Source organism: Myxococcus sp. MxC21-1 (assembly GCF_032612255.1).
GTDB lineage: Bacteria > Myxococcota > Myxococcia > Myxococcales > Myxococcaceae > Myxococcus > Myxococcus virescens.
In genome coordinates this window covers 6,621,388-6,635,732 of the sequence record NZ_CP123278.1, presented here as the reverse complement: position 1 = coordinate 6,635,732, position 14,345 = coordinate 6,621,388, and the positions used below count along the sequence as shown (strand labels likewise).

Sequence of the window (14,345 nt, the reverse complement as noted above, 5' to 3'; positions counted from 1 at the left end):
TGCCGCTGGCGTCGTCGCCACCTCCACCGGCAGCAGGCGAACCGCTTTGCCATTCTCGCCTTGCTGTCGTCGACGCCGGTATACCCACGACTGCAACGTGATCAACCGCACGCCTCGATGCTGGGAAAACTCCTTCTGCGTCAGTCCGCTCGCCTCGAAGGCTTCAGCGACCCGGAACCACTCCTGCTTCTCCACCGGCTTTGACATTCCCGCCAGGGGCCTCGGCGCCGACTCCTCACTCAACGCCTCTCAGCACGTTCTTGGCCAAATGGATACGGTACTGGAGACGGATTGCTTTTCCGGATCGCGGTGCCCAATGCTTCCGGCGGTTCTGGCAAAGAATGGGCCGGGGCCGCTCAAGGGAGGAGAACTGCAATGGCAAACATTACCGTTTTTTACCAAGAAGACTTCGGGGGTACGCACGTCGATCTGCCGCCTGGCAACTACACCCGGGCCCAGTTGGAGGCGCGCGGCATCGGGAACAACACCATCAGCTCGGTGAGGGTGCCGCCTGGCGTGAAGGCTGTCCTCTTCAAGGACGATAATTTCACCGGCGACCAGCTCGAAGTGGTGGCCAATGCCGAGGAACTGGGCGCGATGAACAACAACACCTCCAGCATCAGAGTCATCTCCGTGCCCGTGCAGCCCAGGGCCAGGTTCTTCTACAAAGAGCAATTCGATGGCAAGGAGGTGGACCTGCCTCCTGGCCAGTACACCCAGGCCGAGCTGGAGCTGTACGGCATCGACAACAACACCATCAGCTCGGTGAAGCCGCAGGGCCTGGCGGTCGTCCTATACAAGAACGACAACTTCTCCGGCGACACGCTGCCCGTGAATTCCGACGCCCCGAGCCTGGGCGCGATGAACAACAACACCTCCAGCATCAGAATCTCCTGATGCTGGCGCGCCGGCATTCCAGGTGACGGTCCCTGCCGCGGGGGCCGCCATCCTTTCGAGCCCCAGAGACTCTCGAATCACCTGCATCCACGACGGCAGGGGGCGGCCCACCCCCACTCGGTGACCCCATTCACGCTCACGGCTGAGCTGGTGCCCTGATCGTCTGCACGCGCTCGCCCCTCCAGTCGAAGACGGCGAGCGCACGCGCCACGTTCGCGTACCAGGGCAGCCCGGTACGTCCTCGGGCACCAGCGCGCCGATGATCGAGCGTGGAGCCACCTGGAGGCCGTTGCGGCGCTGCACCTCCGTAGGCGCAGGCTCGAAATTGCACAGCGTGCCCTCGACGGCGAAGCCGCACTTCTCGAACACGCGACGGCTGCGTGGTCGGAAGGCACCCGCAGCCCTCCACGCGGCGTTGCGAAGGCGAGATGGAAATTCCACGGACGCCATTCGCGCAGGCAGGCGTGCGGTAGCAACTCAGAAGAGGGGAAGGATGCTCCGCTCCTGGCTGGACTCCCGACGGGCCATGCAGGCGGCAACGCATCGTGCCCGTGATGCTCTTTCCAGTCATGGCGACCACCTTCAGCGGAGGAGGGGCCATGTACTTCCAGGCCATCAAGACCGAGGGCCTTGCCCAAATCACCTACATCCTGGGCAGTGACGGCGAGGCGCTCGTCGTCGACCCCCGGCGTGATGTCGACGTCTACCTGGACGTGTTGCGGCGGCAGGAGTTGCGGCTGCGCTACGTGCTCCAGACGCACCGCCAGGAAGACTTCGTTGAGGGCACCTCCGCGCTTGCCCGCATTGCAGGCGCGCAGGTGGTGGCTGGCCGGCACCCCATCACCGGCCATGCCGACGTGCGGATGGGCGAGCGAGAGCGGCTACACCTGGGGGCCTTGACGCTGGTGGCGCTTCATACGCCGGGCCACACTCCAGAGAGCATGAGCTGGGCCGTCTACCTGGATCCCCACCATGCCCAGGCTTGGGGCGTCTTCACGGGCGACGCGCTCTTTGCTGGAGAGACAGGGCGCACGGACCTGGCTGCGCCAGAGCGAATCTACGAGAACGCCGCGCTCCTCTTTGATTCGCTCCATCAGAAGGTCCTGCCCCTGGGGGACCAGACACTGGTCTTCCCGGCCCATGGGGTAGGCTCGGTGTGTGGCAGCGGCATCGCGGACAGGGAGTTGACGACACTGGGCTTCGAGCGCCTGCACAACCCCGTGTTCACCTCCAGCCGGAGCGACTTCATCCAGCGCAAGGTGCAGGAGCGGCTTCACCGGCCCTCGTATTTCTCGCGCATGGAGGAGGCGAACATACGCGGTGGCGTACCACTCTCCGCCGATTCATCCGCCACCCCCTTCCTGGAGCCGAAACGCTTTCAGTGGGCAAGTCACAGTGGCCTTGTCCTGGACGCGCGTGAGCCCGAGTCCTTCGCGGGTGGCCACATCCCGGGCTCGTTGAATGTCTGGATGCAGGGGTTGTCCGTGTTCGGTGGACAGATGGTACAGCCGGGCACGCCGCTGTTCCTCGTCCTGCCTGCGCACGCGGACTCGAAGGAGGCCGTGCTGGCCCTGGCCCGCGTCGGCCTCGACCAGGTGGAGGGCGTCCTCACGGGGGGATTCGGGGCATGGCGCAACGAGGGGTTGCCTGTCGAGAGCAGCGGCACGCTGACGCCCGAGGCGCTCTTTTCCCAGATGGAGGGCTTCCAGGTGCTCGACGTGCGCGAGCGCTCGGAGTTCGAGCGTGGCCACATCCGGAGCGCACGACATGCGTATGTGACAGAGCTGGAGGAGTGCCTCTCCGGGCTGGGACTGCGCGAGGACCATCCAGTCGCGGTGGTGTGCAGCACAGGCCACCGCTCCGGACTCGCCACGAGCATCCTGCTCCGCAACGGCTTCCAGCAGGTCTCGAACGTGCTGGGCGGCATGTCGGCATGGCGGCGGCTGGAACTTCCGGTGCGGACAGGCCCGCCGTCGGAGGTCGAGTTCGAACAAGCAACGCGCTCCATGGGGACAGAGGAGCAGGACGCCTCTCCACCGTCGCCTTCGTGAGCCGTCAACGAGGTTGTCGTCGGATGGGGGCATCTCCACTGCGGGCGCGGGAAGGAGGCGGTCGTGGAGTCAGGTACGCATCAATTCGAACCGCACGTCAGTGAGGTTCAACTCCGCATCTCTGGCACGGGACTCCCGGAACTCTTCGAGGAGGCCGGGTATGCGCTCGCGGAGCTCATGCTCGGAGAGGCACCGTTGCCGCAGCCCTCGCCAGAATCGGCGGTGGAGCGCGTCGCGCTCGTGGCGGCGGACACCGAGGCCCTGCTCGTCGACTGGCTCAATGAGCTCATCGCCCGCTCGGACTTGACGAAGCGCGTCTACACGGACCTCGTGGTGGACGAGCTCCAAGAGCGGTCGCTGCGCGCCCACATTCGCGGCGTCTCGCCTCCCGTGCTGAAGACCGCTGTGAAGGCCGCCACCTTCCATGGCCTGGAGTTGAACGAGCACGACGATGGTTTCACGGCCACGGTCGTCCTCGATGTCTGAGCCCCCCTGTCATGAGGCAAGCATGGAGACACTTCACGAGGTCCCGCAGCAGTTCGAGCCGCTCATCCGGCAGATAGGGCCCGCCCTGTATGAACTGGGCCAGGGCTTCCGAGAGGACATGCGGGTACCGGCCCGCATCGTCGCGGACTCGGAGTTGCTCCAGCAGATGGTCCACGACCGGAGCGTGCCTCAGCTCGTCAACGTCACCACACTGCCGGGCATCCAGGGCTTCGCCATCGGAATGCCGGACATGCACGAGGGCTACGGCTTCCCCGTGGGCGGTGTGGCGGGCACAGCGTTGCCAGATGGCGTCATCTCGCCGGGCGGCATCGGGTTCGACATCAACTGCGGCGTGAGGTTGCTGGCGACCGGGCTTCGGCACGAGGACGTGAAGGAGGTGCTGCCGGAGGTGGCTCACGACCTCGCTCGGAGCATTCCCACAGGCTTCGGCCGACATGGCCGCCTGTCGTTGGCTCCCGAGCAGATGGACCGGGTCCTCAGGGAGGGCGTCCCCTATCTGGTGGACGTGCTGGGACTGGGAACACCGGAGGACGTCGACTACCTGGAGGCCAGAGGCTGCCTCGATGGCGCCGACACGGCCAAGGTCTCCGTTCGGGCACGGGAGCGGGGGCATGACCAGCTTGGCACGCTCGGTGGCGGCAATCACTTCCTGGAAGTGCAGCGGGTGGAGCGCGTCCTCGACTCGGAGGCGGCCCCGGCGCTCGGGCTGTTCGAGGGCCAGCTCACCGTGCTCATCCATACGGGCTCGCGTGGACTGGGGCACCAGGTCTGCACGGATGCGGTGCGCACCATGGATCGCGCCCTGGCCCGCGAGGGCATCCAGCTCGTGGACCGTCAACTCGCCTGTGCGCCGCTGTCGTCGGCGGAGGGGCAGGACTACTTCGCGGCCATGTGCGCCGCGGCCAACTTCGCCTGGGCCAACCGGCAGGTGCTCACCCACCGGGTGCGCGACGTGTTCCGCCGGTGGTTCGGAGACCGTTCCGCTGCGTGGCCTCGCATCGTCTATGACGTGGCCCACAACATCGCGAAGTTGGAGCCGCATGGAGGCCAGCGCCTCTGTGTACACCGCAAGGGCGCAACGCGGGCCTTCGGTCCAGGGCACCCCGAGCTGCCCGCGGCCTACCATCAGGTCGGCCAGCCCGTGTTCATCCCCGGAAGCATGGGCACGGCGTCCTTCGTGTTGGTGGGGAAGGAGGCTGCCGAGGCCATCTCACTCAGCAGCGCCTGCCATGGGGCGGGACGGCGGCTGAGCCGGGCCGCTTCCAAGCGCCAGGTGGTGGGAAGTGAGCTGCGCGCGGCGCTGAATCGTCAGGGCATCGCCGTGGAGTGTCCCTCCAATGCGGAGCTCGCGGAGGAAGCGCCCCTGGCCTACAAGGACGTGGATCGGGTGGTGGACGTGGTCGAGGCGGCTGGCATCGCGCGGAAAGTGGCGCGGCTGGTGCCGCTCGCGGTGTTGAAAGGCTGAGCGCCGGGTTGCATTGGACCGGAGGCGTGCGGGGGAACCAGGGGCCCTGAGGCCGCTCGTCGCTTGGCTGGGAGGCTCACGTCCACTGAAGGACGAGCGCACCGTTGCCGTCTGATGCCAGCTGTGTGCGGGTCCCGAGGTCCCGCCCCTGCCGGTCCAAGACGCCGCCCAGCCACTCAGCGTCCTGTCGTGAGGCATGATGGGGACGGAATTGGCGCAGCTGCATCGGGAGCATGCGGAGGCCCGTCAGCTGACCGGTGGCCGGGGCGATGGACGCCAGGTACAGCAGCGTCAGGTCTGGACGGAAGGCCGTGTGGCCAGAGATTCCCTCATAGTCGTTCAGGAAGTCTCCGCAGCCGTAGAGGATGAGGTGGCCCCGGTGGACCTCGATGCCGCGGGGGTGGTGCGACGAGTGGCCATGGATGATGTCGACGCCGGCCTCATCGATGAGCGCTCGCGCGAAGGCCCGCTGCGCGTCCGGCACTGCATAGCCCCAGTTGCCGCCCCAGTGAATGGAGGCAACGACGATGTCGCCCGTGCGTTTGACGGCCGCGACGCGCTCGCCCAGTTGCCGCACTGCGGTGGGTGTCAGCGCTGGCAGCAGATCCACGCCGGGCCGGTCTTCCGTCGCGGCCCAGACGGGTGGGATTCCGCTGCTGCTATCACCGAACGAAAACACGGTGACCCGGCCCCCGGTCACATCCAGGATGGCCGGCCGCCGTGCTCGCTCCTGGTCCTCCCCGAGCCCCGCGGTGGCGATGCCCAGGCGCCGGAGGGTCGCCAGCGTTTCGAGGAGCCCTGGATAGCCCCAGTCCAGCACGTGGTTGTTCGCCAGCGCGCAGCAATCGAGCCGGGCTGCTGTAAGGCAAGCCGCGTTCTCCGGGTGCATGCGATAATGGATGCCCTTGTCTGGCCACCACGCCTCGCTTGTGGTGACGCTCGTCTCCAGGTTGATGATTCGAACATCCGGCGCGGCTCGCTCCATCTCGTCGAGCGCGTCACCCCAGAGTTCACCGAAGCCGACGGGCGTCCGGATGGGGCCATTGCGTTCCTCTGCCAGCCGGACGTAGTCCCGCGCATCCTTCAGGTAGTCCTCGTGGAGGCCCGGCGGAGCAGGGTGGGGCAGGACCTGGTCGATGCCCCGGCCCGTCATCACATCTCCGCAGAGCAGGAGGGTGAGCACCTTCCCCGAGGCCGAAGGCGTCGAGCCATTGGCGCTCCGCTTCCTGTCCGGCGTATCCGGAATCATCGTGAGTCGGCCCCCCGCCACAGGTGCGGCGCGGAGCAAGCCCGGGAGCGCGTTAGAGCGTCAGCCACTTCTTGGTGGTCACGGTATGCACGGTGGAGATGCGCTTCTCCACCTCCTTCGTCTCCTGGCAGCGTGGGCACTTGGGCGTTCGCTCATCGTGCTCCTTGACGCTCATGATCTCGGTGAAGGGCTCCTTACACTTGCGGCAGTAGAACTCGTAGACGGGCATCACTCGCTCCTGCTCGGGCCTGATGGCCTCCTGTGAAGGATGGGGATGGAGCGTGATGCACGGCAGGGCTCGAGCTGCCATCCCTGCGCTGGAATGGCGGCTCCTTCGGAGGGCCGGGATGAACTGCGCCCGGTGGGCTCCTGTGAGACTGGGGTATCGCGGCCCGGGTGGTGGTGGCTCGCTGATGCTTCGGGCGCCCGGTCAGGAGTGGGCCGTGTCGCCGGGCGGCGCGTGACGGTCGTGACCGAGGGTGAGCCGGGCCTGAGCCAGGAGCGTCGCGACCGCTTCATCTGGAACCTGCTGGAAGTCGGCGTACCACTGGCCAATGGCATACAGCGACGGCGTGGAAAGCACGCACACCACGTCATCCGCCAGGGGGGCGAGCTCTGCGAGTGTCTGGGATGCCGCGACGGGGACCGCGAGGATGATGCTGCCGGGCTGGTGCATGCGGAGCGCCTGTATGGCGGCTCGGACGGTACCTCCCGTCGCGATGCCGTCGTCCACCAGGATGATTCGCTGGCCTTCGATTCGAGGCGCCCCGATGCCCTGGCGGAAGCGCGCCACTCGGACCTTCACTTCATCCGTCTTCTGACGGACGAGGCCTTGCAGGTCCGTCTCGGTGACGCCCACCTCGTCCATCAGCCTCCGGTTGACGAACGCGACACCGCCTTCCGCGACCGCGCCGAGGCCCAGTTCCTCGTAGCCCGGCACACCGACCTTGCGGACCACCCAGACGTCCAGCGGTGCGCCCAGTGCTGTTGCCACCTCAAAGGCCACAGGTACACCCCCGCGGGGCAACGCCAGGACGAGCGTGCCTTCACCCGTGTAGCCACGCTCGCGCAGCAACTGGGCGAGCCGCCGGCCCGCATCGACACGATCCTCGAAGTGCATGGCACCCCCTGCGATCAAGAGAAGCATGGCCGGGGCACCTGTCCACCGATGCCTGTCGATGTCCGAGGCCCTGGGGGCCGGGTGGTCCGGTGAGTGGACCGAATCCCAGCCCACGGGATGTGCGAGGTGGGCCCTGGCAGGAGGGCCACCCCAGGCCGCGGGGTGTTGATGCTCAAGAGGCGCCAAGAGGTCCAGGCCCCTGGTACTCACCTGAAGGGAGCGCGGCCTGGGCAGGCGTGTACCCCAAGGGGGCTCAAGCGGCCTGTCCACCGGACGGGAGCATCACGCATGCGTTTCAACGACCGCGACGAAGCTTCGCAGCAAGAAGAGATCGGTCATCCGGGTGTCTCCACAAAGGGCTCTCGGTCAAACTATTCAGAACCCCACTGGTAATCATTCTGGCATTTCGCTTCCGCATGGGATGGCCGGGGATTAGAGCACCTCGTCAGGAGGTGAAGTCGTGCACCTGGCGAACATTTGGAGGGCGATGCTCATGACGCTGTTCACGATGGCCTGCTCAGCTTCTGCGGGAGTGGGGGACGGCGGCTCTCCCGTGCCGCCCGAGGCCCTCTTGCGGGCCGCAGAGAAGGGCGATGCGGCGACGGTCTCCGAGCTGCTGCGCCAGGGGGCGGCCGTAGACGCCCGGGACTCGGCGGGCAACACGTCGCTCTTGCTGGCGACTGACGGGAACCACGTGGCTGCCGCCCGCGCCCTCATCGAGGCAGGCGCGAACGTGAACCTCCAGAACCGCCAGCTCGATAGCGCCTACCTCCTGGCTGGAGCGCGGGGGTACCTGGAGATCCTGCGCCTGACCTTGAAGAACGGCGCCGACCTGAAGAGCACCAACCGCTACGGCGGCACTGCGCTCATTCCGGCCTGTGAACGCGGCCATGTGGAGGTCGTGAAAACGTTGCTGCAAGCCGGCGTCGATCCGAACCACGTCAACCGTCTGGGCTGGACCGGACTGCTCGAGGCGATCCTGCTCAGCGACGGCGGGCCACGTCACCAGGCGATCGTCCGTCTCCTGATTGATGGAGGCGCCGACGTCAACCTGGCGGACGGAAACGGCGTCACGCCGCTCCAGCACGCCCGCGAGCGCAAACAAGACGCGATTGCCAAGATGCTCGTAGCCGCCGGAGGTCGCTGATGGAGAGGTCCGCCGAAGAATTCATGCGCGAGGCCATCGCCCTGGCTCGCACCAACGTCAAGTCCGGTGGCCGTCCGTTCGGGGCCTTGCTCGTGCGCGACGGTCGGGTGATCGCGCGCGCGGTCAACGAGGTCAATCAGACGAAGGATCCCACCGCCCACGCCGAGCTCCTGGCCATTCGCAATGCGAGCCAGAGCCTCGGTAGCGCCAGCCTGAGCGGCTGCGTCGTCTATGCCAGTGGTCATCCCTGCCCGATGTGTCTGGCCGCCATGTACCTGTGCGGAATCCAGGGCGCCTATTTCGCCTACTCCAACGAGGAGGGCGAAGCCTTCGGCCTCTCCACAGCGCCGATCTACGCGCAGTTGGCCCGCGAGCCCCAAGCCCAGTCCCTCGCCTTGCGGCCTCTGCGCCCGGCGGACGAGCACGGACTGTACGACGAGTGGAAGCGCCATCAGGGATGACCGATAAGGAGCTCCGGATGCGTCAGTCAGTCGACTCCTCCCGTACGTCCACCCCAGTCGAGTTGGTGAACGTAACCCTTCCTGACGGCCGCCGCGTGGACGTCCTTCTCCGCGATGGCCGCATCGCGTCGATCGACGAACATCGACCGGACACGGGCAAGAGCGCTCACCGCGAAGCGACATCCATTCAACTCGATGGCGCATTGCTGCTCCCCGCGCTGGTGGACGGCCACTGCCATCTCGACAAGACCTTCTTCGGAGCGCCGTGGCAGCCGCACCGCGCGGCGGGTTCAATCCGGCAGCGGACCGTGGAGGAGCGCGCTCTGCGCAACGAAGTCGGCGTTTCGGTCGCGCAGCGAGCCACGGCCCTCGCCAACCGCATGGTGTCCCTTGGCACCGGTCACATCCGCTCCCATGTCGACATCGACCCGGTTGGAAAGCTCGATGGATTGCACGCGCTCTTCGAGGTGCGTGACGCTTTTCGTGATCGGCTCGGTATCCAACTGGTCGCGTTCCCGCAAAGCGGCATCGTCACCGCGAAAGGGGTCGCCGACCTGCTCGACGCGGCGCTCTCGGAGGGCGCCGACCTGATCGGCGGACTCGACCCTGCCGGTTTCGACGGCGACGTCGACGGTCAGCTCGACATTGTCTTCGGGCTCGCCGACCGGCACGGCTCGGGGATTGATATCCACCTTCACGACGGCGGCGAGGTCGGCACCCAACAACTACGCGCCATTGCCGAACGCACGAAGGCGTTGGGGCTCAGCGGTAAGGTCGCGGTCAGCCATGCTTACGCGCTCGGGCAGATCGACGAGCACGAGCTCGCACGAACGGCCGCCGCTCTCGGCGCAGCCGGGGTCGCCATCATGACGAACGGCCCCAACCGCTCGATGCCACCGCTGCGCGCTCTACGCGAGCATGGCGTCCGAGTGTTCGCCGGCTCCGATAACATCCGAGACGCCTGGTGGCCGTATGGAACCGCGGACATGCTCGAACGAGCGACCATCATCGGGCTCCAAGCCGAGCTGATGTCCGACGACGACCTGAAGTACGCTTCTTCGCTCATTACCGACTCCGCAGCGGAGGTGCTCGGAATCACCGATTACGGACTGCATCCCGGCTGCCGCGCAGACCTGGTCGTGATTGCAGCAGGCAGCGTCCCCGAGGCCGTCGCCGCCCACCCTGAGCGCCTGCTCGTGGTGCACGACGGGCGTGTCGTGGGCCCGGTGCCGGGCGATGGTCGCGCTCGTTGGGGATGAACCGGGCCGCAGGTCGAGCCCTTTTCCTGGTGTTGGGCGTCAACACCGGCTTCATCGCCGCCGGCAGTGGCCGCGTCGACCTGAAGATGGGCTTCGAGCTCTTCGTCGTCACCTACCTCGCCTCCATCTACCCGGCTCTCAAGGCCAGCAGCGTGGAGCCAGTCGAAGGCCTCAAGGCGGAGGAGTCTGGACCGAAAGGGCCGCCGTCGTGGCAGCGCGCAGCCCTCGAAGCGGCTGGCGGCTCGGCTCAATCGAAGTCGGTCGGAAGCGCGGCGACGCTGGGCGGCGACTCGAGAGTCCCCAGCTCGCCGACAATCCGCGCCGGGGCCTCGCAAGCTCACGCTACCCGCGAGGCGGGGACCCGACGCGCTCCCGCTGGCGACAACGGCGCGCTGCCGTGGGCCTTCAGCGGCTCGAGGTCGCCACGGGGAAGACGAGGTCGTCGTGGTCTGTCCAGGCTCCCGGGGCGCAGCTGACCGGGGTGGGATGGGTGCCGAGGATGCCGCGAATCGCCTGGAGCCCTCCCTCTGGCAGCGTGAAGGTGGTGGATAGCTCCTGCGCCCCTGTCACTTCGAGCGGGAGCCGGGCGACATGCGTCCATTGGGGGCTGCGCGCGTCGGGGGCGTGGAAGAGGTCCACCGCTTCCAGGAAGGGCACGAAGCCGAAGGCGGTCGCGGTGAGTTTCACCGGCTTGCCAGCGGTGAGAGGGCCGCCGTCCTGGCTGGAGACGCGCAGCCCCTCCAGCGTCGCGGTGATGAGGTAGGTGCCATCGATGCCATCCGCACAGCTCGCACCGAGCGTGTTGGGCGCATGGCGCTCTGGCCCCACGGTGCCCATGCCGCGCACGAGCACGCCGGTGTCGCACGCGGACGCGAGGGTGGCGCAGCGGGGCGCCTGGAGCGTCGAATCGAAGTCGGCGATATCGGGGTTGCGCACCGTCACCGTCATGGGCGCGGCGCGCCAGGCCTTGAGCGCGGTGTCGTAGGCGCGGACCTCCAGGGTGGCCGGGCCGTTGAGCTCTTCCCGGGTGTCCCAGTCGAACTCGAAGGGGTGGGTGTCGTCACTGGCGCGCAGGAGGCCGTTGACCCAGAGGTCCACGCGCCGGACCGCCGCATCGTCCCAGGCGAGCACCCGCACACGCGAGGTGGCGCGCACGGTGCTCCAGGGGAAGGGCGTCACGACGTGTGCCCAGGGGCGGTGGACGTCCCCCGTCGAGCGGTGGAAGCCCGCCTGGAGCAGCAGGTCGGGGAGCCCGGCCCGGCGTCCTTCACGCGACCCGAGATGGCTGCGCCCGCGAGCGCGTCCATTACCTGGGCCGGGGGGCGGTGGGGTGGATCTCCAGGTAGAGCGCGGCGGCGCCGGCGACGTGAGGGGTGGCCATGGAGGTACCGGAGAAGACCTCGCTTGCCGTGTCGTTGGCGATGCCGGCGGAGCGAATGTCCTCGCCCGGCGCGTACAGGTCGACGCAGGGGCCGTGATTCGAGAATGACGCGCGGGAGTCCTCCACATTGGTGGCGCCCACGGTGAGGGCTTCCGCCGCGCGAGCAGGAGACTCGTCGCACGCGCTGACGCCGAAGTTGCCCGCGGCCACCACGGCGGTGACTCCGGCGGCCACGACGTTGCGGACCGCCTGGTCCAGCGCGTCCGAGACCTCCAGCCCGATGCTCAGGTTGGCGACCGCGGGGGACTGGTGATGGGCGGCGACCCAGTCGATGCCGGCGATGATGCCCGACAGGGGGCCTTCTCCGTCACAGTTCAGGATGCGCACGGGATGCAGCGTCACGGCCCGGGCCACGCCCCAGGTCGTGCCACCGAGGATGCCCGCGACGTGGGTGCCGTGCCCGTCGCAGTCCTCCGCGCCACCGTCGGGGTCCACCGCGTCGAAGCCCTCGCCCAGGCGTCCCTGGAACTCGGCATGCGTGGAGCGGATGCCCGTGTCGAGCACGTACGCGTGGACACCCGCGCCGCTCAGCGCCGGGCGATAGAGCCCATCCAGGGGCAGGTCCTCCTGGTCCACGCGGTCCAGGCCCCACGCCATCGTCTCCGCCGTGGCGAGCGGGCGCACCCATGCATCCTGCTCGATGAAGGCCACGCGCTCGTCAGCGCGCAGCGCCTCCAAGCGCGCGTCGTCCAGCTCCGCCGAGAAGCCCTGGAGCGCATGCTCATAGGTGTGGAGCACCTTCGCGCCATGCGTCTTGGCGAGGTTCGACACGTGCTCCCGCGTCTTCTGGGGCCCCTGGGATGCGGCGCGGGCCTCCGGGCGGAGCACGACGATGTATCGGTTCGGAATGGGGCGCTGGCGCGGGGCCGCAGGGGCGAGGGGAGCGGGCGGTTCGGTGCAACTGGTAGTGATGGTGAGCAGACACAGAAGCGGGACGAGATGGAGTTTCCACATGGGGCGTGGGCCTGAGGTGGGACGCCTCTCGCGGAGGCGTCATGCCTGTGCGAGGGCGGCGTCATGGTGCGCCGGCTTGGACGCCACGGGTGTCGGGATTGATCAATCCGGAGGGTCACTTTCCTCAGGTCTCTGAGCCTTCCCGCGAGAAACACCGCCGTTCCCCCGTCGTTCGACGTGTCTTCTCGCCTGTGCGGCTGATGCGCTGGACGGGGCTGCAGGCCCAGGTCGGGGCCCCCGGCTGCAGGGCCCACGGGCGGTAGAGATCTGGACGACGACGCTCAAGAGAAGCCGATGGCGCGCCCTCGCCGAGAAGGTTGTAACACCTGGGGTCGTTGGTCTACTGGGGGCGGGTGCACGAACTCTTGAGCAGATGCAGCCAGTTGTTCAAGGACCTCCCAGTCCCGCTCGTCGAGAACACGAAGGTGACGGTTTACGTGTCCGAGCTGGAGGTTGGGCGGGAAGGTGGGCTCATCTGTACTTTCAGGTTCGCGTTCAAAGATGAAGTAGGGAACTGGGCATCTGTCGCCGAAGTCCCGGTAGAGCTCGTTCCCTCCGAGTATCTACACGACCCACGCATCCCTTCGTACCTTCGGGCCGTGCCGCGTGCGTTGACCGAACTCATGAATGGGCGAGGCTGCCTGTGGTTTACGCCGGCGGTTGCGCTTCAATCAGAGGCGACGACCGAGGACGCGCTCGTTGCCGAAATCGTAGCGCGCAGCGAGCCGATGTGGTGATTCGGCCCGTCCGGACTGCCACTGCGAGGCGGCGGCCCCGAAGCCCGCCTCAATCACAGTAGTACGTCGGCGCCAGCTCCAGGACGCGCTGCTCGGCGATGGGGGAGAGCGCGCGCAGGCGTGAGAGGAAGAGGGGTGCCTTCATCCCCATTCCGATGAAGCCCCAGACATACGAACGCTCCTGGGACTCGGCGAGGTGCTTGTGTTCCTCCGGGGTGAACGTGCGCCCCACCGCCTTCTCCAGCGTCTGGAGATCCAGCGCGAGTTGGGCGTTCAACGTCCCCCGCAGTGCCTGGAGCAGCTCCGCGTACTCCGTGAGGGCTTCGTCCAACTTGTCGGGTTCCCGGGCGAGGATCTTCTGCGCCTCCAGGAAGTCCAGCCGGGTGTGCTGCGCCTCTTCGAGCCAGTGGTGCTTGAGCAGGTTGCAGAACAGCGGATCCAGCGTCTCGGCATTGTTTCCGCGGACCGTTTCCAGATAGTGCTGCTGCGTCATCAGCTCCAGGTGCAGGTTGAAAATGAGCACCCCCAGATTCGACTTCGCCATGATGGCCCGCGCCACCTCGACGTGGTTGTCGAGCAGGGCAGGGACGACCTTGAACCCTCGGGCGAACGCGCCGGTGAAGCGCGCGAAGAGCTGCTGGTGCTTCAGCTCCTCCTCCGTGAAGCGCAGGAGCGCGCGCATGTGCGTCGCGTTCCCGTGCAGCTCGAGGCTGGCGCGCTGGGCGGCCAGGGCCACGGCGTACTCCTCCAGGAACAGGAACAGGTGCGCATAGCTGTTGGAGCGGATGTGATTCAGCATCAGCCGCTCCTCCGCGTTCAGGAAGGGAATGGCTTCCGCGCCCGTCAGCGCATCCGAAAGGAACCGGTGGCTGAAATCCAGGACGGTGTCCTTGGGCAACAGGTCATCAAGACGCCAGGAGACTTTCTCTGAGCTCTGGATGCAGGATTGATATTCTGGGGTTTGATTGAGTGTTTGCAATTGAGTCTCCCTGTGGAAAGGCAAGTGCTGGCGGTGTGATGGAATTTGTCGCGAGGCGTCAGCCCCCTGTGGTCGAAG

14 protein-coding genes and 1 pseudogene are annotated in these 14,345 nt (G+C 67.2%); 8 read left to right on the top strand and 7 right to left on the bottom strand.

The window, feature by feature from the left end; all coding sequences use genetic code 11:
- Nucleotides 1-12 precede the first annotated feature (12 nt).
- Nucleotides 13-207: pseudogene (gene tnpA / locus QEG98_RS42275) on the bottom strand (IS66 family insertion sequence element accessory protein TnpA); the annotation flags it as partial.
- A gap of 168 nt (nucleotides 208-375) precedes the next feature.
- On the opposite strand from tnpA, the gene QEG98_RS29380 reads away from it, so the two are divergent.
- The 4 genes from QEG98_RS29380 (at nucleotide 376) to QEG98_RS29365 (ending at nucleotide 4,920) form a co-directional block, all read left to right on the top strand.
- Nucleotides 376-897, top strand: a complete 522-nt coding sequence (locus tag QEG98_RS29380; RefSeq protein WP_316563664.1) for a beta/gamma crystallin-related protein — start codon at nucleotides 376-378, stop codon at nucleotides 895-897.
- A gap of 569 nt (nucleotides 898-1,466) precedes the next feature.
- A complete protein-coding gene (locus QEG98_RS29375) occupies nucleotides 1,467-2,948 on the top strand; it encodes an MBL fold metallo-hydrolase (protein WP_316563663.1) in 1,482 nt (493 codons plus the stop codon).
- A 63-nt stretch (nucleotides 2,949-3,011) separates the two neighbouring features.
- Nucleotides 3,012-3,434, top strand: coding sequence for an archease (locus QEG98_RS29370; RefSeq protein WP_316563662.1), 423 nt, complete (start codon nucleotides 3,012-3,014; stop codon nucleotides 3,432-3,434).
- Nucleotides 3,435-3,456: 22 nt separating this feature from the next.
- Nucleotides 3,457-4,920, top strand: a complete 1,464-nt coding sequence (locus QEG98_RS29365; protein ID WP_316563661.1) for an RtcB family protein — start codon at nucleotides 3,457-3,459, stop codon at nucleotides 4,918-4,920.
- A 76-nt stretch (nucleotides 4,921-4,996) separates the two neighbouring features.
- Here the strand turns inward: QEG98_RS29365 and QEG98_RS29360 are convergent, their stop codons facing one another.
- The 3 genes from QEG98_RS29360 to QEG98_RS29350 all read right to left on the bottom strand — a co-directional run bounded on the left by QEG98_RS29360 (nucleotide 4,997) and on the right by QEG98_RS29350 (nucleotide 7,289).
- Complete coding sequence (locus QEG98_RS29360) at nucleotides 4,997-6,169, bottom strand: CapA family protein (protein ID WP_316563660.1); 1,173 nt, start codon at nucleotides 6,167-6,169, stop codon at nucleotides 4,997-4,999.
- 52 nt (nucleotides 6,170-6,221) lie between these two features.
- Nucleotides 6,222-6,398 carry an FmdB family zinc ribbon protein gene (locus QEG98_RS29355; RefSeq protein WP_011555386.1) on the bottom strand — a complete coding sequence of 59 codons (177 nt, stop codon included), beginning with the start codon at nucleotides 6,396-6,398 and terminating at the stop codon, nucleotides 6,222-6,224.
- Nucleotides 6,399-6,599: 201 nt separating this feature from the next.
- Nucleotides 6,600-7,289 carry a phosphoribosyltransferase gene (locus tag QEG98_RS29350; protein WP_316563659.1) on the bottom strand — a complete coding sequence of 230 codons (690 nt, stop codon included), beginning with the start codon at nucleotides 7,287-7,289 and terminating at the stop codon, nucleotides 6,600-6,602.
- A 493-nt stretch (nucleotides 7,290-7,782) separates the two neighbouring features.
- Between QEG98_RS29350 and QEG98_RS29345 the strand changes: the two genes are divergently transcribed.
- The 3 genes from QEG98_RS29345 to QEG98_RS29335 all read left to right on the top strand — a co-directional run bounded on the left by QEG98_RS29345 (nucleotide 7,783) and on the right by QEG98_RS29335 (nucleotide 10,156).
- Nucleotides 7,783-8,436, top strand: coding sequence for an ankyrin repeat domain-containing protein (locus QEG98_RS29345; protein WP_316563658.1), 654 nt, complete (start codon nucleotides 7,783-7,785; stop codon nucleotides 8,434-8,436).
- A complete protein-coding gene (locus QEG98_RS29340; RefSeq protein WP_011555383.1) occupies nucleotides 8,436-8,897 on the top strand; it encodes a nucleoside deaminase in 462 nt (153 codons plus the stop codon). Before QEG98_RS29345 ends, QEG98_RS29340 begins: the two co-directional genes overlap by 1 nt.
- A gap of 95 nt (nucleotides 8,898-8,992) precedes the next feature.
- A complete protein-coding gene (locus QEG98_RS29335) occupies nucleotides 8,993-10,156 on the top strand; it encodes an amidohydrolase family protein (RefSeq protein ID WP_316563657.1) in 1,164 nt (387 codons plus the stop codon).
- A gap of 405 nt (nucleotides 10,157-10,561) precedes the next feature.
- On the opposite strand, the gene QEG98_RS29330 is transcribed toward QEG98_RS29335, so the two are convergent.
- Both QEG98_RS29330 and QEG98_RS29325 read right to left on the bottom strand, forming a co-directional pair.
- The gene (locus QEG98_RS29330; protein WP_316563656.1) at nucleotides 10,562-11,335 is read right to left on the bottom strand and encodes an Ig-like domain-containing protein; all 774 of its coding nucleotides are present in this window, start codon (nucleotides 11,333-11,335) and stop codon (nucleotides 10,562-10,564) included.
- Between the two features lie 127 nt (nucleotides 11,336-11,462).
- On the bottom strand, nucleotides 11,463-12,425 hold the full coding sequence (locus QEG98_RS29325) for a S8 family peptidase (RefSeq protein WP_316563655.1): 963 nt from the start codon (nucleotides 12,423-12,425) through the stop codon (nucleotides 11,463-11,465).
- A gap of 509 nt (nucleotides 12,426-12,934) precedes the next feature.
- Here QEG98_RS29325 and QEG98_RS29320 point away from each other — a divergent pair.
- Nucleotides 12,935-13,288, top strand: a complete 354-nt coding sequence (locus tag QEG98_RS29320; protein WP_316563654.1) for a hypothetical protein — start codon at nucleotides 12,935-12,937, stop codon at nucleotides 13,286-13,288.
- 49 nt (nucleotides 13,289-13,337) lie between these two features.
- Here the strand turns inward: QEG98_RS29320 and QEG98_RS29315 are convergent, their stop codons facing one another.
- Nucleotides 13,338-14,228, bottom strand: a complete 891-nt coding sequence (locus tag QEG98_RS29315; protein ID WP_316567985.1) for a hypothetical protein — start codon at nucleotides 14,226-14,228, stop codon at nucleotides 13,338-13,340.
- Between the last annotated feature and the right edge of the window lie 117 nt (nucleotides 14,229-14,345).